At 49.1% G+C, this 22,693-nt stretch carries 21 protein-coding genes; 10 read left to right on the top strand and 11 right to left on the bottom strand.

All coding sequences use genetic code 11. The features are described 5' to 3' along the window. Positions 1 to 109 precede the first annotated feature (109 nt). From mnmE to EJV45_RS01830, 4 genes are all read right to left on the bottom strand, one after another. Positions 110 to 1,468 (bottom strand): tRNA uridine-5-carboxymethylaminomethyl(34) synthesis GTPase MnmE, encoded by a 1,359-nt coding sequence (mnmE, locus tag EJV45_RS01815; protein WP_129713941.1) that lies wholly within the window; start codon positions 1,466 to 1,468, stop codon positions 110 to 112. A gap of 221 nt (positions 1,469 to 1,689) precedes the next feature. After that, positions 1,690 to 2,373, bottom strand: coding sequence for an MCP four helix bundle domain-containing protein (locus EJV45_RS01820; RefSeq protein ID WP_129713942.1), 684 nt, complete (start codon positions 2,371 to 2,373; stop codon positions 1,690 to 1,692). A 1,105-nt stretch (positions 2,374 to 3,478) separates the two neighbouring features. Continuing rightward, complete coding sequence (locus tag EJV45_RS01825) at positions 3,479 to 4,897, bottom strand: ATP-dependent RecD-like DNA helicase (protein WP_129713943.1); 1,419 nt, start codon at positions 4,895 to 4,897, stop codon at positions 3,479 to 3,481. Positions 4,898 to 4,899: 2 nt separating this feature from the next. Beyond that, entirely contained in the window at positions 4,900 to 6,060 is a 1,161-nt protein-coding gene (locus tag EJV45_RS01830) for a putative sensor domain DACNV-containing protein (protein ID WP_370291114.1), read from the bottom strand. Positions 6,061 to 6,196: 136 nt separating this feature from the next. Between EJV45_RS01830 and EJV45_RS01835 the strand changes: the two genes are divergently transcribed. The 3 genes from EJV45_RS01835 to coaD are packed head-to-tail and all read left to right on the top strand — an operon-like array spanning position 6,197 to position 8,047. After that, positions 6,197 to 7,015 (top strand): DUF3822 family protein, encoded by an 819-nt coding sequence (locus tag EJV45_RS01835; protein ID WP_129713944.1) that lies wholly within the window; start codon positions 6,197 to 6,199, stop codon positions 7,013 to 7,015. Beyond that, positions 7,003 to 7,536 (top strand): RsmD family RNA methyltransferase, encoded by a 534-nt coding sequence (locus tag EJV45_RS01840; RefSeq protein ID WP_129713945.1) that lies wholly within the window; start codon positions 7,003 to 7,005, stop codon positions 7,534 to 7,536. Before EJV45_RS01835 ends, EJV45_RS01840 begins: the two co-directional genes overlap by 13 nt. Positions 7,537 to 7,585: 49 nt before the next feature. Next, a complete protein-coding gene (coaD, locus tag EJV45_RS01845) occupies positions 7,586 to 8,047 on the top strand; it encodes a pantetheine-phosphate adenylyltransferase (protein WP_129713946.1) in 462 nt (153 codons plus the stop codon). Here the strand turns inward: coaD and EJV45_RS01850 are convergent. Then, complete coding sequence (locus tag EJV45_RS01850) at positions 8,007 to 8,669, bottom strand: NUDIX hydrolase (RefSeq protein WP_129713947.1); 663 nt, start codon at positions 8,667 to 8,669, stop codon at positions 8,007 to 8,009. The genes coaD and EJV45_RS01850 overlap by 41 nt on opposite strands. Between EJV45_RS01850 and pyrE the strand changes: the two genes are divergently transcribed. The 4 genes from pyrE (at position 8,668) to EJV45_RS01870 (ending at position 13,947) form a co-directional block, all read left to right on the top strand. Continuing rightward, a complete protein-coding gene (pyrE, locus tag EJV45_RS01855) occupies positions 8,668 to 9,324 on the top strand; it encodes an orotate phosphoribosyltransferase (protein WP_129713948.1) in 657 nt (218 codons plus the stop codon). The genes EJV45_RS01850 and pyrE overlap by 2 nt on opposite strands. A gap of 48 nt (positions 9,325 to 9,372) precedes the next feature. Further along, positions 9,373 to 9,771: an SRPBCC family protein gene (locus tag EJV45_RS01860; protein WP_129713949.1), complete on the top strand. Its 399-nt coding sequence runs from the start codon at positions 9,373 to 9,375 to the stop codon at positions 9,769 to 9,771. A 297-nt stretch (positions 9,772 to 10,068) separates the two neighbouring features. Further along, a complete protein-coding gene (gene clpB / locus EJV45_RS01865; protein ID WP_129713950.1) occupies positions 10,069 to 12,672 on the top strand; it encodes an ATP-dependent chaperone ClpB in 2,604 nt (867 codons plus the stop codon). 162 nt (positions 12,673 to 12,834) lie between these two features. Further along, a complete protein-coding gene (locus tag EJV45_RS01870) occupies positions 12,835 to 13,947 on the top strand; it encodes an acyltransferase family protein (RefSeq protein WP_205942310.1) in 1,113 nt (370 codons plus the stop codon). On the opposite strand, the gene EJV45_RS01875 is transcribed toward EJV45_RS01870, so the two are convergent. From EJV45_RS01875 to EJV45_RS01895, 5 genes are all read right to left on the bottom strand, one after another. Continuing rightward, a complete protein-coding gene (locus tag EJV45_RS01875; protein WP_129713951.1) occupies positions 13,937 to 15,154 on the bottom strand; it encodes an MFS transporter in 1,218 nt (405 codons plus the stop codon). The two genes, EJV45_RS01870 and EJV45_RS01875, sit on opposite strands and share 11 nt — an antisense overlap. A 96-nt stretch (positions 15,155 to 15,250) precedes the next feature. Continuing rightward, positions 15,251 to 16,156, bottom strand: a complete 906-nt coding sequence (locus EJV45_RS01880; RefSeq protein WP_129713952.1) for a ribonuclease Z — start codon at positions 16,154 to 16,156, stop codon at positions 15,251 to 15,253. A gap of 62 nt (positions 16,157 to 16,218) precedes the next feature. Beyond that, positions 16,219 to 16,605, bottom strand: a complete 387-nt coding sequence (locus EJV45_RS01885; protein ID WP_129713953.1) for an anti-anti-sigma factor — start codon at positions 16,603 to 16,605, stop codon at positions 16,219 to 16,221. A gap of 84 nt (positions 16,606 to 16,689) precedes the next feature. Next, complete coding sequence (locus EJV45_RS01890) at positions 16,690 to 17,640, bottom strand: phosphoribosylaminoimidazolesuccinocarboxamide synthase (RefSeq protein ID WP_129713954.1); 951 nt, start codon at positions 17,638 to 17,640, stop codon at positions 16,690 to 16,692. A 1,365-nt stretch (positions 17,641 to 19,005) separates the two neighbouring features. Then, positions 19,006 to 19,965, bottom strand: a complete 960-nt coding sequence (locus tag EJV45_RS01895) for a PhoH family protein (protein WP_129713955.1) — start codon at positions 19,963 to 19,965, stop codon at positions 19,006 to 19,008. Positions 19,966 to 20,068: 103 nt separating this feature from the next. Between EJV45_RS01895 and EJV45_RS01900 the strand changes: the two genes are divergently transcribed. The 3 genes from EJV45_RS01900 (at position 20,069) to EJV45_RS19395 (ending at position 21,684) form a co-directional block, all read left to right on the top strand. Beyond that, positions 20,069 to 20,848 carry an S-adenosyl-l-methionine hydroxide adenosyltransferase family protein gene (locus EJV45_RS01900; RefSeq protein ID WP_129713956.1) on the top strand — a complete coding sequence of 260 codons (780 nt, stop codon included), beginning with the start codon at positions 20,069 to 20,071 and terminating at the stop codon, positions 20,846 to 20,848. A 138-nt stretch (positions 20,849 to 20,986) separates the two neighbouring features. Further along, positions 20,987 to 21,526, top strand: coding sequence for a hypothetical protein (locus EJV45_RS01905; protein WP_240755164.1), 540 nt, complete (start codon positions 20,987 to 20,989; stop codon positions 21,524 to 21,526). Positions 21,527 to 21,537: 11 nt separating this feature from the next. Further along, entirely contained in the window at positions 21,538 to 21,684 is a 147-nt protein-coding gene (locus EJV45_RS19395) for a hypothetical protein (protein ID WP_165304956.1), read from the top strand. A gap of 48 nt (positions 21,685 to 21,732) precedes the next feature. Here EJV45_RS19395 and EJV45_RS01910 read toward each other — a convergent pair whose 3' ends face one another. Continuing rightward, the gene (locus EJV45_RS01910) at positions 21,733 to 22,683 is read right to left on the bottom strand and encodes a D-2-hydroxyacid dehydrogenase (RefSeq protein WP_205942311.1); all 951 of its coding nucleotides are present in this window, start codon (positions 22,681 to 22,683) and stop codon (positions 21,733 to 21,735) included. Positions 22,684 to 22,693 lie beyond the last annotated feature (10 nt).

Below are 22,693 nucleotides of genomic sequence, written 5' to 3' on the forward strand. Positions count from 1 at the left end.
GATTATCAAATGTAAAGCTAGGCTCAACCTCGAGGGTATTAAACACACCTATTCTGCTAAGTGGATTACTTTAATTTTGTTTGATATGAGTTTGTGTTGTTTTGTCGGTCTATTTGCCAATACAAAACTTACTAAAAATATTCTCCAGCAAATCGTCTGTTGTCACTGTCCCTGTGATCTCACCAAGATAGTGCAGGGCCTGGCGGATATCCATAGCCAGGAAGTCTGAGGCTACAGGTTCGTCAATGTGCTGCAACACCCTTTCCAGCGCGGCCGAGGTGTTTTTGAGTGCTTCGACGTGGCGAATGTTGGTTACCAGCGTTTCGTCCGTATTGATGCGGTGCAGGTTTACTTTTTCCAGCAGCACTTTTTTCAGTTCCTCTACCCCCTTGCCTTCCTTTGCCGAGAGGAAAAAAGCATCGATGCCTGCAAAAGCTTCCCTGCCCTCCTCACCAAGCAGGTCGGCTTTGTTGATCAGCACCAGGTGCGGAATATCCAGCTGCTGCAGCTCGTTGAGTTGCGTCCGGATCTCCCCAGGGCTTTGCGCGGCATCGGCCATGTAAATGATCAGTCTGGCCTGTTTCATCTTTTCACGCGTTCGCGCTACACCCTGCGCCTCGATCAGATCGGCCGTTTCACGAATACCTGCGGTATCAATAAACCGGAACAGTACGCCGCCGATATTAAGCTCATCTTCGATCGTATCGCGTGTGGTGCCCGCAATGTCAGAAACAATAGCGCGTTCCTCGTTCAGCAGCGCGTTCAGCAGGGTCGATTTGCCCACGTTCGGTTTGCCGGCAATGACCACCGGTACGCCATTTTTTAACACGTTTCCGGTTTCAAACGAGCTGATCAGCCGGTTCAATACCGCAGCGATCTGCAGAATAAGTTGTTTCAATTGCCCGCGATTTGCAAATTCCACATCTTCTTCGGCAAAGTCGAGCTCGAGTTCAATCATCGAAGCAAAATGGATCAGCTGCTCGCGCAGGCCCTCCAGCTCTTTGGCAAAACCGCCGCGCATCTGCTGCATAGCGACATCATGTGAGGCTTTACTGTTTGATGCGATCAGATCGGCAACCGCCTCTGCCCTGCTCAGGTCCATACTCCCGTTCAGGAAAGCACGAAGCGTAAATTCTCCCGGCTTCGCCGCACGTGCGCCCTGCCTGATCAGTAGCTGAATAATCTGCTGGATAATGTAATTTGAACCATGGCAGCTTATTTCGGCTACATTTTCACGCGTGTACGATTTTGGCGTTTTGTAGAGCCCCACCACCACCTCATCAATGATCAGCAATCCGTCCGTGATCAGTCCGAAGTGTAAAGTATGTGAGTCCTGCTGCTCCAGGTCTTTTCCTTTAAAAACCTTGTTCACAATACCGATGGCATCTGCTCCGGAGAGGCGGATCACGCCGATAGCGCCGCTTCCGGGCGGCGTAGACAAGGCAACAATGGTGTCTGAAACGATCATGTTTTGGAATAAGATACAAAAGTACGCCTTTCCCGGCCTGGCACAAAAAAAGGAAGGTTCAAAAAAACCTTCCTTCAAAATTTCCATAACGGTCGAGGCTAGTTGTTTGATTCCGGGTCTCAATTGAGAACCCGAAACCTCAAAAACCTTATGAAAACTCTACTTAAAAAACGCTGAGCCGTAGAAAAGGTTTTACTATTTTTAAAACTTCAGGGTGTGCGTCAGTTTAGTTTATACTTATCCTGCCGCACATTGACGGTTTTTGAGGCAAAAAGCAGCGATACAATCATAGCGCCGATCACAATCGCCAGCACAGTCTGTACGAATGAATACAGTCGGGTACCCGACACAAAAACATTGCTGTCTGATATCAGTTCGTCGGCAACCGAATGCTGAATGGCAATCAGCCTGGAGAGATGCGCGCTGCTCTGGCGGGCATAATTGCGCGCCTCAGTTTCGTAAAGTTTTAACGCAGCAGACCGCTCGCCACTACGATAAAGCGTTAGCACAGCCGCTTCCGCCTGCCGTTCCCGTTTCGACTGTTCTTTAAAAAGCTGAAGCTGCTGTTGTTCTGCCTTTACCAGATACGTGCGACTATATTTTACAAGCAGCGAATCAATAATGATATTACTTTGCCTGAGCTGCCTGCCGGGATCGACTGTGCTGTTGCCGCCGGTGTACAGCAACGCGTGACTTAAAGCCCGCTCCTTTGCATGAAGTTGTTCGCCAACAAAATACAGGTCGGTTGCCGGAACAAGCCGGTCTTTATACATAGAGACGAAGGCCTCATTGATGCTCTCCACGCTTTTATCTTCCAGAATCCGGATGAGCAAAATACAACCCATAACACAAAACAACAGCAGGGCTACCCTGACCTTGTTTCTGAAAAAATAAGCGAGGTCCATATGGAATGGCGCAGACGATTGGCGTCCAGACGCGCTAACCAAATATACCGAAAGGAAATCAAGTTCTAAGTTGTAGGTGTATTAAGTTCTAAGTTGTAGGTATTAAGTTTTAAGTCTGGGCGCATACCCCTCAATGACCGCTGGTTGAGCCACGAGCCATGAATCAGTAAAGTTTTAAGTTGAGTTATTAAGTTGTAAGTCTGGGCGCCCAACCCCTCAATGGGATTAAAGAAAAAGGAACCAAGACGAAAGACCACGGCGCCTAACCCTTCAATTTGCCAAGCCCGACTGACGTCCCCCACGCCGTTATCCGAAGCGCGTTTACGCAATCCCTTTTTCCCGATAGCGCAACGGCGAGGGATCCCCTGCGAAGAGGCAGCATCGATGTTCGCGCGGTGGGCCAAAGAAAAAAGAACCAGGATGAATGACAGCTTGATGTTGAAAGTTGAAAGTAAAAAGTTTAAACCCTGGGCGCATACCCCTCAATGACCGCTGGTTGAGCCACGAGCCATGAATCATGAGCCAGGACCTGGGTGCCTAACCCCCTCACTTTGCCAAGCCCCACTGTCGTCCCCCACGCCGTCATCCCGAAGCCCGTTTACGGAATCCCTTTTTCCCGATAGCGCAACGGCGATGGATTCCCTGCGAAGAGGCAGCATCGACGTTCGCGCGGTGGGCCAAAGAAAAAAGAACAAGGATGAATGACAGCTTGAGTTGAAAGTTGAAAGTAAAAAGTTTAAACCCTGGGCGCATACCCCTCAATGACCGCTGGTTGAGCCACGAGCCATGAATCATGAGCCAGGACCTGCGTGACAAACCCCTCACCTTGCCAAGCCCCACTGTCGTCCCCCCACGCCGTCATCCCAAAGCCCGTTTACGGAATCCCTTTTTCCCGATAGCGCAACGGCGAGGGATCCCCTGCGAAGAGGCAGCATCGACGTTCGCGCGGTGGGACCAAAGAAAAAAGAACCAGGAAAAAAGACCACACGCCTTAACGCATAATACGCTAAAAGCGGCGGAGGGGTTTTTGCGCCCGGTCTGGATACGAACTACGAATACCTATATACTATTGACGAACTCATATCTCAATCCGACTTCCCGGCTTTTAATAATCATCGGCCGGCTGGCCAAAAAATGAGGGAGCGAAGTTGACAAGGTACAGCTGCCGTTTGGCGCGTGTAATCGCTGTGTACAGCCAGCGGAGAAAATCAAGATCAATCATTTCTTCCGTCAGGTAACCCTGATCTACAAACACGGCATCCCATTGCCCGCCCTGCGCCTTGTGGCAGGTAACCGCATACGAAAACTTGATCTGCAGCGCATTGTAATAGGGATCTTCCTTTATCGCACGCATGATCGCCGGCCGGTTGCCGAGGTGTGCGTAATCTTCCAGCAGTCCTTCATAGAGCCGCTTTCCGGCTTCGTAAGGCAGGCTTGGCGTTTCTGCCTGCAGCGTATCGAGCATCACCTTACAGGATACAATGCCTGCCGCCGGGAAATCGCTCAGTTCAATCTGCGCATCCATAAAACGCAGGCCATAGCGTTCTTCTTCGCCGCGTACCCGAATAATGCGCGCCATGTCGCCGTTTGCAATAAAAGCGGCATCTTCGTTGTCAGGAAGCCAGAAATAATTGTTTTTAACGATCATAATCCGGTCGCCCCCTGTCAGTTCTTCTTCCCTGTAAAGCAGTCTCGAGCGGATCTGGTTGTTGTAGGTATTGGCAGACTTGTTTGAACGGCAAACCACGAGCGTAGACTCTTCGCCAAATTCGCGGTACGCATACTCCAGCCCTTCAACCATGCGCATTCCGGTCATTCGGAAGGTATCCTGAAAACCTTTGGTCACAAACCTCGGGATTGTCACTTTATTGGTCCTGATGTAATTGCGCAGCATCGTAGCATTGCGCAGAATGCCGGATTGTTTTTCCTGCCGCAGCACTTCTTTCAGTTCGACCGCGCGCAGGTTCAGATCATAGCGGTCTTTCAGGTATTTTGGCTGCAGCGCCGGACTCTCCAGGCTTCCCACAGGCGGCAGCTGACCGGTATCGCCTACAAACATCAAAAGGCAATTTTTGTCATTATACACGAACTCCAGCAGGTCTGCCAGCAGGGAACTTCCGCGCTCATTGCGTTCATCGGCAATCATCGATGCTTCATCGACGATAAAGAGTGTATCCTGCGCCAGGTTCGGTGCGAGCTGGAAAGACATGTCGTGACCCACCGCCGCGCGTTTACGGTAAATGCGTTTATGGATGGTGAAAGCCTTACGCCCGGAATAATTACCCATTACTTTGGCCGCCCGGCCGGTTGGTGCCAGCAACTCTGCCTTGTAACCAAAGCTGCGAAGCGCCCTGACCAATGCAGACAGCGAGGTAGTCTTTCCCGTTCCGGCGTAGCCGCGAAGAACAAAACAGCCGTCAGCTGGCCTTTCCTCAAGAAAGGCAGCCATCTCGCTGCAAAACACCTGTTGTTCGGCAGTTGGCGGAAAGGGATAGGCGGCAGCAATCAGCGCAGCTTTACTCATCTTTAAAGCAGTAGGGTATCAATGCGGTGAGCCAGTACGCGCTGCTGCATCTCAGACCAGGTAAAGACGGTGAAATGTCCATCCTGCGAAGCAACCAACCCGAGCGACCGGTGTTCATCGTTAACAAACTGCGCCACAGAAAAATGCCGGGTACCCCCAATTCTGCCGGGGTGCACCACCACCTGTTCGCCACCGATAACCGGTTCAATCAGGGCAACATCCCCAACCTGCGGTTTGCCCTGCGCACGGCCCAGTTTAGCACCAAATGCAAGCAACTGAAAATTACTGTTGATCAGCGTGGCACCATCAACGGCAGTCAGACCTGAAAGATGGTCAACCTCACGCTGTAAGGCGCTTAACCAGTAAAGTTCGCTTACGTTACTTTCCTGCTGCCTGATCAGTTTGCCGAGTCCGCAAAAAGCCGGGTCCAAACCATACTGCATCGGTTTGATCACCGAATCGCTCCAGCTTTGCGAGGCTGCATCGACCATGATCAGCGAACCGCCCCGGCCATGGGCTCGCATAGAAACCGCCAACTGAATAAGCACATTGATCGGATCGTTCCACGAAGACAGGATTTCCTGATCAAGTAAGGCCCTGACCATAGCGGGAGAATCGGGAAGCGATGCAATACGTTCATCGACAACCTTCACCTGGTCACCTTTAAGAACGGCGACATTGCTGAATTTGCCGAAACCGGAAATACGCCGGTGTTTGATAACCAGCAGCGCCGGTTCAGAAACATCAAGCACAAAGCAGAAATTTGGAATAATCTGCGTGGTTCCCCAGATCATCAATTCATCATCAAATTTCCAGACGCCAAGGTGAATACCCGCCCGCTCTACACCGGGCGCAATTTTAGTCAGCAAGGTTGGCGTTAGCGGCAGCGGATGACGGAACATCAGCGCGCTTGCAGCATGGCCCGGCGGCAGGTAGGCCAGCGAGATCTTCGGCGAATGGCCCTCCTCTTTACGCAGGCTCGCCCAGAACGCCGCATCAATCATGCTTTCGATAGACTGGCGGTCGGGCAGCGGTGCAACGCCCTGTTCCCCATTGTTATTGGCCAGGCCAATGTGCCGGGCAAAATGACTCTCTACCAATTCAGATACCGTTGCCGCTGCCTGATACGTAGACGTGTATTCCATATAATCGTGCGTATGCATTAAAGATGACCGGATTTTTCCGGGTTTTGAATGCTAAAGATAGGCATTGTATTGATGATTAAAACTGCAGGCTGGTCGGCGCTGAGTAAAATTGGCAGCGGCCCGTGTTATTAAAAAAAATTCTACTTTTGCTCAAATGAACGGCAACAACAGTATCTTTCTGTCTATACCTCAACTGGAGGGTCGCCGCGAGGCAGCAGATGAACTGCTGGTTCGCATTACACAAACATCCTTTTCATTTGCCATTTTTGGCGGCGGCAGCGAGGATCTTAAAGCTTTGTTTGATCTTCCGCATTGCAGCAATGGTTTTGCTGCCGCCGTGAGCGCGCTTGCCGATGACCCGGTTTTTGCGCTTCCATTTGCACATGCTTATGTGGCCGTGCAGACAGACAACCTGATTTTTGTTCCTAAAGCATTAGAAGCCGAAGATCCGGCCGTCTACGCCAGATACTTTAACTTTACCGATGGTACTGCTGTTCATCAGCGCGACGACCAGGAGTTTAATACGGTTTTCACCATACCGGAAAAAGCAGAACACTTTCTGACACATTTCGATCAGGCCACGCTTCTGCCGCTGGCTACGCCGATGCTCAGCATGACCCGGCATTTTCAGGGCGATGCCTTAGTTCTTGACTTCAATCCGCAGCAGGTATCGTTTTTATTAAAGAAAGATGGCCTGCCGGTATTCTTCCAAACTTATGAGATTGAAAACTCCGCCGAGCTTAACTATTATCTGTTGCTGCTTATTGACAGCCTGACCCTTAACCGGAATACCACGGTTTATTTATCAGGCATTATTCACGAAGACGATACGGCCCATTCCTGTGTTTCAAAATACTTTGATCAGGTGTATTTCTTCCTTCCCGCGCAGCCGGAGAGTGACATTGCACTCCTGAACGATCTCCCCTTACATTATTACAGTACACTTCTTGCGCAGCTGTCATGCGGATTATAGGCGGAAAACTAAAAGGCATCCGCCTGCAGCCGCCGGGAAATCTGCCCGTCCGGCCAACCACCGATATGGCGAAAGAAGCGTTATTCAATATCCTGAACAATGTTTTCGACCTTGAGGAGACACGGGTGCTCGACCTTTTCTGCGGCACCGGGAATGTTTCGCTCGAATTTGCATCGCGCGGAGCGGAAGTTACAGCGGCAGATCAGCATGCCGGTTGTGTAAAGTGGGTTACCCAAAGCGCGTCCCGGCACCAGTTGAAAAACGTAACGGTGAGGCGGGCAGACGTTTTTAAGCTCCTGCTCGAAAAGCAAGAACCTTACGACCTGATCTTTGCAGATCCGCCCTATCAGTTGGCGACCATTCCCCAGATTCCGCTGCTTGTACACAGCCATGGCCTGCTGAAGCCGGGCGGCTGGCTGATTGTCGAGCACCAGAGCATGATGCAGCTAAGCAACCAGCCCAACTATACCGAGACACGGAAGTACGGCAATTCCTCCTTTAGTTTTTTCAAAAACGCATAATTTTTTAGTTCTTTGCTGATGCCGCTTTCGCAGCGAAAAAGAAGACCTTATGAAAATTGCCCTCTTTCCCGGTTCTTTCGATCCGATCACTGTTGCCCACGTTGACATCCTGAAGCGCGCATTGCCCCTGTTCGACAAGGTAGTTGTTGGCATTGGCGTAAACAGCTCTAAACAACACCTGCTGCCGGTCGAGACACGGGAAAAGATGCTCAGCGAGCTCTTTAAAAATGAAGACCAGATCGAGGTGCAGCTTTACGAGGGTCTGACTGTCGATTTCTGCCGCAGGCTGAACGCCTCTTACATGCTGAGGGGTATCCGCTCTGCCGCCGATTTTGAATATGAACGGGCCATTGCCCAGATCAACCAGACCATGCTGCCTGGTGTAGAAACTATTCTGCTGCTCAGTAAACCTGAATACACAGCTGTAAGTTCAACAATTGTCCGTGATATTTTAAGAAATAAGGGTGATGTCAGCCCTTTTGTGCCCCAGGGAACGCTGGCGTACCTGTAATAACAGAGGCAGGTAACAGTCCGGCGGCATGAAGCACATCAACGACCGACGGAAATGTATTGCTCAGCACAGCCGGCACCTCTTCTGCAGTTAACCAGACTGCGCGGGTAATGCCTTCTTCCAACTGAGGAACAAGTTTGGGTTCGCCCTTAACACGCATCCGGTACCAGTTGGTTTTCTTCAACGCAAGTCCGCCATTGTATGGATAAACATGATAGGTCCTGCACAGCTTTTCTTCCCTTTCGGCCACCCTGATTCCGCACTCCTCCTCCACCTCTCGCACTGCGGCAATCTTCATTTTTTCGCCTTTTTCAAGCTTACCTTTGGGCAGGTCCCACTTGTCATTCCTGAAGATGAAGAGGTAACGTCCCTTTGAACTTTCGGCCAGGCCACCTGCGGCTTTGATAAGTTCGCAGCTTTTTTTAACCTTTTGAAATATCTTCTTCGGGTCAGGTCCGATCAGAATATAATTGCGTTTGCCGCTCTTGCCCAGCCCGGCACAAAAAGCAGAAAAATCAAAGCCCTGAATGTCAAGTTGTTGAATTTTATCGGTTAAAACGGGTAGCGAATCTGCAATAAAAAGGGTGTTGTCGTTGATATAAATTCTGTATTTTTGGGCCATGTACAATAAAAGTGATATTGAGTTAAAGGTAGCTGAATTCTTGTTACAAATTAAAGCAATTAAATTGCAACCTGCCAATCCATTTACCTGGGCATCTGGCTGGAAATCGCCGATTTATTGTGACAACCGTGTCACCTTATCGCATCCTTCTGTTCGTACCTACATTCGCCAGAAATTGTCCCAGCTTATTCAGGAAGAGTTTGGTTCGGTAGACCTGATTGCGGGCGTTGCCACTGCAGGAATACCACAGGGTGTTCTTGTTGCCCAAGACCTGGGCCTGCCATTCGCCTATGTACGTTCTAAGGCAAAAGAACATGGAACCGGAAGTCTGATTGAGGGCGAAATCAGTGAAGGTCAGCGCGTTGTTGTGGTAGAAGACCTGATCTCGACCGGAAAAAGCAGCTTACAGGCTGTTGAGGCACTTCGTGCTGCAGGTTGTACGGTCGCCGGACTGGTGTCTATCTTTACCTATGGTTTTGATGTAGCAGAAGAAAACTTCAAGGCAGCGAAATGCCGCCATGCCAGTCTGTCGAATTATAGTGCCCTGCTTGATTACGCTGCTGAGCACAGCTTTATCATGAAGAATGATATCGAATTATTAAATAAATGGCGCCAGGACCCGGCTAACTGGGGCCAGCACCAGGTTACCGGCTAAATATTAATCACCCGGCCTGCTGTCTGCAGGCCACGTAACACCCCATACATGACCATTATAGAAAATACTGTTCAGATCTCACGTCCGGTTGAAGAAGTTTTTAACTTCCTGGCAGACATGAACAACCACCAGCAGCTGATGCCTGAAAACATCTATAACTGGTCATCTACGCGCGATGAAGCCCGTTTCACCATTCAAAACATGGCTAAACTGGCCATTCATATTTCTGAACGCAAAGAATTTTCAGAGATTGTGGCTGTCCCCTCAGAAAAGGCGCCGTTCGAGGTTGAGTTGAAATGGGTGCTCGAAGACGGCGGTAATGGATCCACTACAGCCAAACATATCATCTCGGCCGATCTGAATATGATGATGAAAATGCTTGCCTCAGGCCCGCTTCAGAAACTGGTAAACCACGAGACGGAAAAGCTGAAGGAAATTTTAGGCTAAGAATGCTTGCGAACAGCGGGCAATGGGCCTGAACCGTATACTTTGAACTACCGCTATACGGTAAAGTTGATAAAACCAAAACGCCGGCCCGCGGCGCAATCTGGCTGATTTTTCTTAAATAAAGCGTAGCGTGTTTTTTGTCGGATTCTCAGCTGCAGACTCTTTTTACATCTGCCAAAATTTCATATCAAAAGCCTATTAGTCAGACACTTAGTCATTGATATCCAGCCATAACCGACAAAATTTCCGGTTTTGCAGGTAAGTACGTGATGGCACCTGTTTTGTTCCGGCTGAGGTATGAATTTCAACAACTTCACCATAAAAGCACAGGAGGCCATCCAACAGGCTTCTGAGATTGCACAAGGCAACCAGCAGCAGGCCATTGAGACAGCGCACCTGCTTAAGGGTTTGCTTACGGTTGATGAAAACGTCGTATCGTATGTGTTGAGGAAACTCAACGTCAACCTGAATCTTCTGAACCAGCAGCTGGATGCCGAGATTGGCCGCTATCCAAAAGTGAGCGGCAGCAATATTTACCTCTCCTCAAATACCAATGCAGTGCTGCAAAAAGCACAGGCATTTCTGAAAGAATTTAAAGACGAATTTGTTTCTGTAGAGCACCTGCTTCTGGGTTTGCTGGCCGTTACTGATACGACCGCCAAACTGTTAAAAGAGCAGGGCGTTACGGAGAAAGACCTGAAAAAGGCCATTACTGAACTTCGGGGCGACAACCGCGTAACCGATCAGAATGCAGAAGCTACATACAACGCCCTGAATAAGTATGCCCGGAACCTGAATGAATATGCAGAAAGCGGCAAACTTGACCCGGTGATTGGTCGTGATGAGGAAATCAGACGGGTCATCCAGATCCTTTCCCGCCGAACCAAAAATAACCCGATTCTGATCGGTGAGCCCGGTGTTGGTAAAACCGCTATTGCCGAAGGAATTGCCTTCCGCATCATTAAAGGTGATGTACCCGAAAACCTGAAAAGTAAAATTGTGTATTCCCTTGACATGGGTGCATTGATTGCCGGCGCGAAATACAAGGGCGAGTTTGAAGAGCGTCTTAAAGCGGTTGTAAAAGAAGTTACCCAAAGCGATGGCGAGATCGTATTGTTCATAGACGAGATCCATACACTGGTAGGTGCAGGAGCCGGCGAAGGCGCCATGGATGCAGCAAACATCCTGAAACCCGCCCTTGCCCGCGGTGAGCTTCGCGCCATAGGTGCAACGACGCTGAACGAATACCAGAAATACCTCGAGAAAGACAAAGCGCTCGAACGCCGCTTTCAAAAAGTGCTGGTGGATGAGCCCGACACACAGGATGCGATATCTATTCTGCGCGGACTTAAAGAGCGTTATGAAACACACCATAAGGTACGCATCAAGGATGAAGCGATCATTGCCGCTGTGGAACTTTCGCAGCGCTATATCTCAGACCGCTTCCTGCCTGATAAAGCAATCGACCTGATGGATGAGGCTGCTTCTAAGTTACGCCTCGAAATGGACAGCGTTCCGGAAAACGTTGACGAGCTTGACCGCAGGATCATGCAGCTCGAAATCGAGCGCGAGGCGATCAAACGCGAAAAGGACGAAAAAAAGGTCCAGGAACTGAGCGGGGAAATTGCTAACCTGTCAGCAGAGCGCAACGAGCTTAAGGCGAAATGGCAGGGCGAAAAAGACCTGGTAGACAACATCAACAGCCAGCTTGAGCAAATTGAGAATTATAAGCTTGAGGCTGATCAGGCCGAACGTGCCGGCGATTACGGCAAAGTTGCTGAGCTTCGTTACGGGAAAATCAAAGAAGCGCAGGATTCGGTTTCGAAATTAAAGACTGAACTCGAAAACCAGCAGGCCGATAGCCGGATGCTGAAAGAAGAAGTGACTGCAGATGATATTGCGGGGGTGGTAGGCCGCTGGACCGGCATTCCGGTTACCAAACTTGTAGCAAGCGAGCGGGAAAAACTGCTGCATCTGGAAGAAGAACTGCATAAACGTGTGGCCGGCCAGGATGAAGCCATCGAAGCCATTTCTGATGCCATCAGGCGCTCGCGTGCCGGGCTGCAGGACAAGAAAAAACCAATTGGCTCCTTTATCTTCCTCGGTACAACCGGTGTTGGTAAAACAGAACTGGCTAAAGCGCTTGCAGACTTCCTGTTTAATGACGAAAACGCAATGACGCGGATCGACATGAGTGAATACCAGGAGCGACACGCCGTTTCCCGTCTTATCGGGGCGCCTCCGGGATATGTAGGTTATGATGAAGGCGGTCAGCTGACTGAGGCCGTACGCCGCAAACCCTACTCAGTTGTGCTGCTTGACGAGATTGAAAAAGCACATCCGGACGTATTCAATATCCTCCTCCAGGTACTGGATGATGGCCGGTTAACAGACAACAAAGGCCGGGTGGTGAATTTTAAGAATACGATCATCATCATGACCTCGAATATTGGCTCACACCTCATCCAGGAGAACTTTAAAGAGCTTGACGAAGACAACCGCGACCTGGTTGTAGCCAAAACGAAAAACGATCTGTTTGAACTGCTGAAGCAGACAATCAGACCTGAATTTTTGAACAGAATTGACGAGTTAATCATGTTCACCCCGCTTAACCGCAGCGAGATCCGCAATATTGTTAACCTGCAGTTCGAACAGGTAAAACAGACGCTCGCTGAAATGGGTGTCAAGATCGAGGCTTCGACGGAAGCATTGGATTGGCTTGCAGAACTGGGTTACGACCCTCAATTCGGGGCCCGACCATTAAAACGGGTTATTCAGAAAAAAATCCTGAATGAACTGTCTAAAGAGATCCTGGCGGGCAAAGTAGATAAAGACAGCAGCATCAGGCTGGACATGTTTGATCACAAATTCGTTTTCCTGAATCAATCAGATCAGGTTTAGCGTCTCCGGAATGAACGGAAAGGGACCAGTCGCGTTGACTGGTCCTTTTTTATATTACCAAGCTGTGGCGCAATCGTTTGCGCCAATATTTTGCTTGTAAGTTCTTGAAATTATAGGTAGCATTGGCTACAGGCAGCGCTAACCCTGCCTTCTTGTCCCTGCATGCAACAACCCGATACAGTCCAGTCCGGACGCCTGCGCTCGCTGGATTTTACCCGCGGATTTATCATGGTCCTGCTCGCGCTGGAAAGCGTCGGACTTTACGAACACCTGATGGCTGCTGCGCCGCCCGGCAGTTTTTCGGCCGGTTTCCTCAGTCAGTTCTTTCATAAGGGCTGGCACGGCTGGCGCTTCTGGGACCTGATACAGCCCTTGTTTATGTTTATGGCGGGTGTGGCAATGGCCTACTCGCTCAACAGGCAGCAGCAACAGGGTATAACCTGGAGACGCCAGTTTCTCAAAATACTCAGGCGGGCGGCACTGCTGATCTTCTGGGGCCTCTTCAAACGGATTTCAGACCCTGAATGGTTCGCAATTGAGCGGCTCGACGTAACCGACATACTGACTCAGCTCGCCTTTACCACACTAATTGCTTTCCTGATTTTTCGGCTGTCGTCCTGGCGGCAGGCCCTTGTTTGTGTGCTCATCCTTCTGCTTACTGATTTCATGTACAGGTATTTTTCCGCACCAGGTTATGAAGGTGGCTATACTGACGGCGGCAATGTGGGGAATTATACAGACTGGCTGTTGTTTAACCAAAAAACGCATGGATATGTCTTCATCAACTGGTTTCCAACGGCAGTGCATACCATTGCCGGTATCATGATTGGCAAGCATATGAGTAATCGGATCGCTATTCTTCCCGCAGCACTATTTAGCGGAGCTGTGCTCCTGCTGACCGGTTTGATTCTGGACTGGTCAGCGCTTATTCCAATCATCAAACCGGTTGCAACCGCTTCTTTTGTGCTGGTTTCTCTCGCCTGCTGCTTGTTTATCTTTTCTTTATTTTACTACCTGATCGACAAAAGAAATCTAGATCCGGGTATCCAATTTTTTTCGGTTGTTGGCATGAATGCCATTTTCATCTACCTGTTTTTTGATATAGTAGGCCGGAATTGGCTTAATGGGTATGTAGCTATGGTACTGACGCCGGTTCTTTCAGCCTTCGGCGCAGGTAACATGCTGATTCCAATACTTTGTTCGCTCGCTACATTTGCAATTGAATACGGACTTTGTTACTTTCTCTACAGGCGAAAGATCTTTTTTAAGCTTTAGGCGTTTGTAATTTTCTGTGCGATTCGATATTCGGCAAAAAGCCGGTTAACAGGCCTATCAACGGAAGGTAGGCACAGACGCTGAAAACATATTCAATACTGGTTTTGTCTGCAAGCGCACCAAGCAGTGCGGAGCCAATGCCCCCCATACCGAAGGCGAAACCAAAAAATAAACCTGCTACCAGTCCGACCTTGCCGGGAATAAGTTCCTGAGCATAAACGAGGATAGCTGAGAAGGCCGATGCGAGAATCATTCCGATTGGAACGATCAGTATGCCGGTCCAGAACAGGTTGGCATGCGGAAGCAGCAGTGCAAAGGGCGCTGTACCGAGAATAGAGAACCAGATGACATATTTACGTCCGATCCGGTCGCCAACAGGACCGCCAACCAATGTGCCTGCCGCTACCGAGAATAGAAATACAAACAGGTAGATCTGCGAGCTTTGTACACTTACGCCAAACTTATGAATGAGATAAAAGGTAAAATAGCTCGATAAGCTGGCCATGTAGAAGTATTTCGAGAAAATAAGGATCAACAGAATGGAAATAGCGAAGATGATCTTACCGCGCGATAACGTATTAATCTTAACCGCAGCTTTTTTCTTCCTTTCCATAATGGATTCCAGCTGACCTTTGTACCAGCCTCCCACCCACCGAAGCACCAGGATAGCCAGCAGCGCGATGAGCGAGAACCAGGCGATACTTACCTGACCGTTCGGTACGATGATCCAGGCGGCAAGCAAAGGCCCGAGGGAACTGCCTGCATTTCCGCCAAGCTGAAAAAGTGACTGCGCAAGTCCGCGCTTACCGCCAGAAGCTGCATGTGCCATCCGCGAAGCTTCCGGGTGAAAGATCGATGACCCGATCCCTACGAAAGCGACCGACATCAGCATGAGGTAGAACTGATTGGAAAGTGACAACAGGATGAGTCCGGTCAGGGTAAAGCCCATGCCCATAGCTAGCGAATACGGCTGTGGCTTTTTATCTGTATACAGACCAACAAAAGGCTGAAGCAGTGATGCCGCCAGTTGAAAGGTCAGGGTTATAAGGCCAATCTGTCCGAATGTAAGGTGATAGTTCGTTTTTACGATCGGGTAGATTGCCGGGATAAGCGACTGGATGGTATCATTTAATAAATGCGAGAAACTAAGCGCAAAAAGTATAGGAAAGACCGTCTTTTCGACTCCGCCTGCAATTGGTGTATTCATTTACCGAGGTTTGATGCGCAAAAATATCCATACCCCGACGCATAATTGTCAGCCGAGTATCACTTCATCATGTCCTGATTTTGGCCAGCTGAAGACTTAAAGGGTATAGGTACGTCCTTCGATTGCCAATTGCGTCTGCGGAAATACCGCGCGCGACTCATCCAGCAGGGCATCTAGCGTTTTGTACCGGGACGAATAGTGACCTATGATCAGGTTCTCCGCTCCGGCCCGGGCAGCCAGTTCGGCGGCCTGAAGAGCCGTTGTATGATGCGTTTCATTGGCGCGGTCGAGCATCTCATGAAGAAAGGTAGCTTCATGATAAATTGTGTTGCTGCCTTCTATTGCTTCGAAGTAACTGCCGTCACAAAGGGTATCTGAACAATACGAGTAAGAACGGGGCTCTTCTGAAGCTACCGTATAATCTTCGGCTGCCAGTATACTGCCGTCCGGAAGAGTCACATCTGCACCTTTTTTCAGTGCAGAGAAATATACGACCGGCACATTGAGAACTTTTTCCTTAATTAACTTACGCTGCCGCTTTTTTTGGCCAAATCTGAAGCCTGTACAGGGGATGCGGTGATTTAACGGGAAACTGTAAACGGTCAGATCGCTGTTTTCCATGACAATGCCCGGCGTGCCCGGATCTACTGCATGGAAGTTAATCGGATAGCGGATAACGGTTTCTGAATGACGAAACTGTAGCTCAAGAATTTCCTGCAAGGGTGCAGGACCATAAATGTCGATCGGTTTTAGCCTGCCGTTCAGGTGCATGCTGGATAACAAACCGATCAGGCCAAAATAGTGATCGCCGTGAAGATGTGTAATAAACACATAATCAATACGCGCCGATTTGATATTATACCTGATCAACTGCTGCTGGGTTGCTTCCCCGCAGTCAATCAGGTATATTTTTTCATTGCAGTTCAGTACCTGTGCACTCGGGTTCCGGTTAAAGACCGGCGTAGCCGAACTGCTTCCAAGCACGGTAACTTCAAATTTCATGTGTAGACTCTCCTTCCGGTGTAAACGATTTTAACAGGGAACAGGAAAAACCCGTCTGATGTTTACTCACCGACGTCTGAACCACGTAATTCTTTTTCCAGCTCTTCCATGAAGATCAGATCGGTTGCTTCTTCCAGCCGCTGCACAAAAGTTACAGAGTTGTAAATGTTGGAAATACCGACAATGTGCCTGATCTCCTTTTGCACGCCGATTACAATAAAAATTCCGTTCGAAGACTTGCAAAGGCGGTCGCCGGCCAGAAGGCTGCTCAGATCCTGCGCGTCATTGCATTCTTTTACAGAACTCAGGTCCAGAATGATATTCCTGAAACCTTCAGCATGCAGAATGTATAATTCTGATTTCAGGCCTGCGGCAATTTCATTGGAAAACTTTGGTTCCTGAAGAACTACTGTAACGTATTTATCGTGTTTGTCTACTGAAAATTTCATATTCTTTCTCTCCATAGGAAGACTACAGATCTCCCGTTTCTACTGAGGGGTTTAACCCTCCTATCTGTTACGAATATAAAGAATTTAAGATGACAACCTTGTTAAAGCGTTCAGAATGTTTTCTTCAATGCGACCAAGAATTGCCTGGCTTTCTCCGCGCTGAAACAGCTCGCCGGTAATCTGCTCATAAAGTTCGATATACCGTTCAGATATTGAATTGACTTTATCAGTGGTCATCTGCGGAACCTGTTGGCCTTCTTTGCCCTGAAATCCGTTTTCAATGAGCCATTTTCGTACAAATTCTTTAGAAAGCTGCTTTTGCGCCTCGCCTGCCTGCTGACGCTCCTCATAGCCTGCAGCATAAAAATAACGGGATGAATCGGGTGTATGAATTTCGTCAATCAGATAAATCTGGCCGTCGGCTTTTCCGAATTCATATTTTGTATCGACGAGGATCAGGCCCCGGTCAGCAGCCATTTCGGTACCGCGTTGATATAGCGCACGCGTATAATTTTCCAGCTGGTCGTAGTCCTCAATAGAAACGATGCCTTTTGCCAGTATATCCTCGCGGGAGATGTCTTCATCATGCCCAACGGCAGCTTTTGTAGTCGGCGTAATGATAGGTTCCGGAAGGCGGTCATTTTCTTTCAGTCCGTCAGGAAGCGAAACACCGCAAACGCTCCGTTTTCCCTGGCTGTATTCGCGCCAGGCGTGTCCGGCGAGGTACCCCCTGATAACCATTTCAACTTTGAACGGTTCACAGATCCGGCCGATGGTAACCATTGGATCAGCAACATCGATAACCCAGTTAGGAACGATATCGGCGGTAGCAGCAAGAAAGCGGGCCGCAATCTGGTTTAGCACCTGCCCTTTGAATGGTATTGCTTCAGGCAGCACCACATCAAAAGCCGATATGCGGTCGGTAACGACCATGGCCATGTATTTATCAGAGATTGTATAAACATCACGGACCTTGCCTTTGTAGAAATTGCTTTGTCCGGGGAAAGTGAAATGCGTTTCTTTAATTGCGTTCATGCGGTAAAAATACAAAGTAAAGACGTAGGTTGTAGGGAGTTTTTTCGGGGCGCAAAAATCCCTCGGCCGCTTATAGCGTATTATCGGTTCAGGCGCGTGGTCTTTTTTCTTATCGATTTTTCTCTAGTCTCACTGAGGGGTTAGGCGCCGAGGTCATTCATTTGGTTCCTTTTTCTTTACTCGCATTGAGGGGCTCTGCGCCCAGGTCCTGACTCATGATTCATGGTTATCCGGTAAAAATTGGCTGAATGAAAGAGGATCCTTCTAACCAGTCTCAAAACAGTATTTGCCTGAGTCTTCTGAATCAAGCCCACCAATATTCTATGTCTGCGGGTTTTACGTACAGGCGGCAGTTTTGATGACGGTTTTGCCTGCTTACTGTCACTGATAGGTGCGGACCGGCCTTGTATCTTCTCGCCGCAGAAAAGTATTAAAAGTATTGCACTGTTTTAGGGAGGTCGGGAGGAACCAAGGAGGGGAACCAGCCCGGAACGGAATGGCGCAGGGATAATCGGGGCCTTTTCCCGCCGCCGTCGGACTTTTGATGCTTTTATGCAAGAAGAGATACACAGCCGGAGCGTTTTGTTCGTGTCTTGTATGTTGTTTTTAATGGTACGAACGCTTTCGGCTATGCCTCAGGTTGCTTCTTTTTCGCCAAAAAGAAGGAGCCCCCGCGGCGGTGAGCGGTTCGATACCATAGCCTCACATCTATTGAAAACCAAAGAACTATAGGCGTTCGCGAACTTTCCCCGGACAACACTGACTCATGATTCATGGCTCGCGGTTCCCCTTGAAGTCATCCAGACGGAGCGGAGCGGGCGGGCCTGCCAGATGGCGTCGGGAAAGGATCTAACTCGGGATCACAAGTCAGATTCTTCGCTACGCTCTGAATGACCCGTGAAGGGAGTGAATTAGGGGGTGCAAACAATCTTTTATCCTTATTCTTTTTTCTTTGATCTCCCTTAACAAACGGTGGATGCTACCTCTTCGCAGGGGATCCCTCGCCGTTGCGCTATCGGAAAAAGGGGTTCCGTAAACGGGTTTGGGGATGACGGCGAGGGGGACGTGAGCCGGGCTTGGCGAGCGAGGGGTTGGGCGCCGTGGTCTTTCCTCATTTTTCCTTTTTCTTTAATCTCACTGAGGGGCTCTGCAACCAGACTTACAACTTAATACCTACAACTTAAACTTCACTGATTCATGGCTCGTGGCTCAACCAGCGGTCATTGAGGGGTATGCGCCCAGGCTTTAACTTTTTACTTTCAGCTTTCAACTCAAGCTGTCTTTCTTCCTGGTTCCTTTCTCCTTGATCTCATTGAGGGCCCAGACTTACAACTTAAAACTTAGAGCTTAAAACTTACCACTCCCCTACTGAATATCTCCATACGCTTTCAAAATGCTCTTCACAAGTTTATGGCGCACCACGTCTTCCCCGCTCAGGTAGATCAGGTCAATACCTTTTATATCAACCAGGATCCGCAGGGCATTATGCAGGCCTGACATTGTCTTTTTTGGAAGATCGATCTGGGTCACATCGCCGGTTACGATGAATTTTGCAGACGGACCCATCCTTGTCAGGAACATCTTCAGCTGCATATCGGTTGCGTTCTGTGCTTCGTCAAGAATTACAAAACAATTATCGAGCGTTCGCCCGCGCATGAAGGCGAGTGGTGCGATCTCAATGGTCCTGTTTTCGATATAGTATTTGAGTTTCTCGGGTGGAATCATATCATCCAGCGCATCATACAACGGCCGCAGGTAAGGATCGATTTTTTCCTTCAGGTCGCCGGGCAGGAAACCCAGGTTCTCGCCTGCTTCAACCGCCGGACGGGTCAGGATGATCCGCTTGATTTCCTTGTTCTTCAGCGCGCGGACAGCCAGCGCTACTGCTGTATACGTTTTTCCGGTTCCCGCCGGACCGATTGCAAAAAGAACGTCGTTTGTTTTTATGCTGTCAACCATGCGCCGCTGGTTGGCCGTCCGGGCCTTTACCAGGAGTCCATTTGTTCCGAAGACAATAACTTCGCCACTGCCGCCGCTTTTTTCGGCCGCAGCATCGGTAGCTGTGGGTTTTCGTTTTGTCAGCAGGATCGACTCCACATCATTCGCGCTCAGCTTCCCGTAACGCTCCAGCTGACCTACAAGTTCGCTGAATTTTTGTTCAAAGTTCTGAAGCTCCTTGTCCTCACCGAGGGCCTTGATATCATTGCCCCGTGCAACCAGTTTAAGCTTCGGAAAAGCCTGTTTTAACAGTTCGTAATGCTCGTTATTTGCTCCCCAGAATTCTGCCGGATTAACCGATTCGAGGGTCAGTTTTAATTCGTTCAAGCTTCAGTATTTTTTAGTTTCAGGTGGTTAATTCACATAAAAATTGAATATTTGCAAGCAGTATGCCACCTGGGCAAGATTAAGCATAAATATTCATAGTTTAATGGGGATTATCACTTTAACGACAGATCTGGGATCGAAAGATTTCTACAAGGCTGCACTAAAAGGCAGCCTTCTGAGCCTTCTCCCGTCTGTTAATATCGTTGATATTACCCATGATGTTCCTTCCTTTAACATCTCCTACGCCGCCTTTGTTCTGAAGAATGCATTCAGTTATTTTCCAAAGAACACCGTACACCTGATCGGCATTGACAGCGTCTTTAACGAGAACACCAAATACATCGCAGCCAGGTACCGCGAACACTACTTTGTCGGCGCTGACAACGGAATTTTTTCAATCCTGTTTGATGATGTTCCTGACGAAGCGGTCGAGCTGAACATCATGCAAGACCTCAAGTATCTGCACTTTCCACTCGTAGATATTTTTGTCAAGGCCGCTGTACATCTTGCAAAAGGAAACAGGCTGAAAGAAATCGGACTCCCCGTTGCTGAACTTGAACAGAAAATGCTGCTGAGCCCGGTCATCGAGCGCGACATCATCCGCGGCAGCGTCATCTATATAGATACATTCTGCAATGTAATTACCAACATTACAAAGGACCTTTTTACAGGCCTGCAGCGCAACCGCGATTTCACACTCTATTTTCGGAAAAGCGAAACCATCAACCGGCTAAGCTGGCATTACAATGAGGTGCCTGAAGGCGAGAAGTTATGCCTGTTCGGTATCAGCAACCACCTTGAAATAGCCATTAATAAAGGAAAAGCAAGCGGCCTGCTCGGGCTGCACCTTGGTGATATTGTGCGGGTCGAATTCCACTCCTAAAACAAATTTCATGGAAACACGTTTTTCATCCATGAACCGACCCTCAGGTAGCCCGCCCGCCCGTTTCTCCGGATTGATTCCTGTATTTTGTAACCGGTTTTTTTATATAACCGCTCTTCCCAGTTAACTCCCTTTGCCATGCTAAACAAAGTCATCGCCTCTGCGCTTTTCAGGTATTGTATCGTCTTCACCGTACTTTTTTTTGCCGGTGCCAGAACAGGATCCGCGCAGCAGCAGGATTCTGCCGCATACGAGGCGCAACGCAGTAAGATTAACAGCCTGCTTCAGCAACGCAGCGCAGAATTTGGGCGTTATGATGAAAGCCTGAACATGCGTACGGGAATTTTTGGTTTCCAAACCAAAAAGGACATTCGCAATTCAAATGAAATACTGCGGCAGATCGTATTGAACGACAATGACATTTTTAAGGAGTTGAAGGTGCTGCTGGAATACAAGGATCTCCAGGTTAAACAACAAAGCACTGCAGTAACCGATCACAGCGACAGACTGGTGCGTTACCGCGCCTCGATAAAACAATTGCAGGATCATAACCAGGAGTTACAGGATCGCATTAAGAAGCTTGAAGGCAGGAAAAGCCTGGCAAACTATATCGTGGTTTTCCTGTTACTGGTTATAACCGGAGGCGCTTACCTCTTTTACCGCAGCCGGAAGGTCTGATACGAAACAACATGACGAAAGCTTTTTTCAAGTTTCTTGCCCGCATAAACAAACGGGTTTTGCCCGGTTATTACCGGAAAGACCCGGCAAAGCTCAGCAAACTGCAGAAAGCGATTACCGGATACAGGTACTGGGTGCTGATGCGTGCACTTGACTAAATGAAAAAGGCGCCTTGCGGCGCCTTCAGCGTATTAAAAAATCAAAAACTAATTAGAAAAATGGGCAATGATAAGGCTGGCCAGCTCGGCGCCGATTCGTTCCTGTGCTTCGTTTGTCGAGGCACCGATATGCGGTGTCAGCGAAATTTTCGGATGCTGAAGAATTTCCGCACGCGGGGTTGGTTCGTTATCGAACACATCCAGTCCGGCAAAGGATACCTGTCCGGAATCAAGTGCAGCGATCAGCGCCGGCTCATCTATCGTTCCGCCACGCGAACAGTTCACAATGCCCACGCCTTTTTTCATCCTGGAAAATGCTGCTGCATCAAGAATCGGCTGTGAAGCGAAAGGTGTATGCAAACTGATGAAATCGCTCTCTGTAATGACCCGCTCAAGTTCTACAGTTTTCACCGGCACATCAACCAGGATGTCGCCCTGAAAGCGAAGCGTAATGTGACCTTCATAGGGGTACAGATCGTAAGCAAGCACGTTCATTCCCAGTCCCAGCGCAACCTTAGCGGTTTCCCGGCCAATGCGCCCGAACCCGATAATACCAATGCTTTTGCCACTCAGCTCTGTTCCTTTGGCATAGGCCTTTTTCAGGTTATTGAACTGTGTGTTTCCCTCAACAGGCATTTTACGGTTTGCATCCTGCAGAAAACGGATCCCGGTAAACAGGTGTGCAAAGACCAGTTCCGCTACAGAAAGTGACGAGGCGGCCGGCGTGTTTACTACGGCCAGGCCTTTGCTTCGCGCATAATCTACATCAATATTATCCATGCCCACGCCACCCCGGCCGATAAGCCGCAGGTTTGGACAGGCATCAATCAGCTCTTTACGTACCTTTGTGGCGCTGCGTACGGTAATACCGTCATAGTTCTGCAGCGCAAAAACGAGCTGGTCCTGAGGAACGGTCTCGGTATCTACAATGTATCCGGCCTCTTCCAGCATACGCTTCCCGATGGGGTCTATCCCGTCATTGGCAAGTATCTTTATCATTTGATTTCTC

This window comes from Pedobacter sp. SYP-B3415 (genome assembly GCF_004138205.1).
In the GTDB taxonomy this organism is placed as follows: Bacteria; Bacteroidota; Bacteroidia; order Sphingobacteriales; family Sphingobacteriaceae; genus Pedobacter.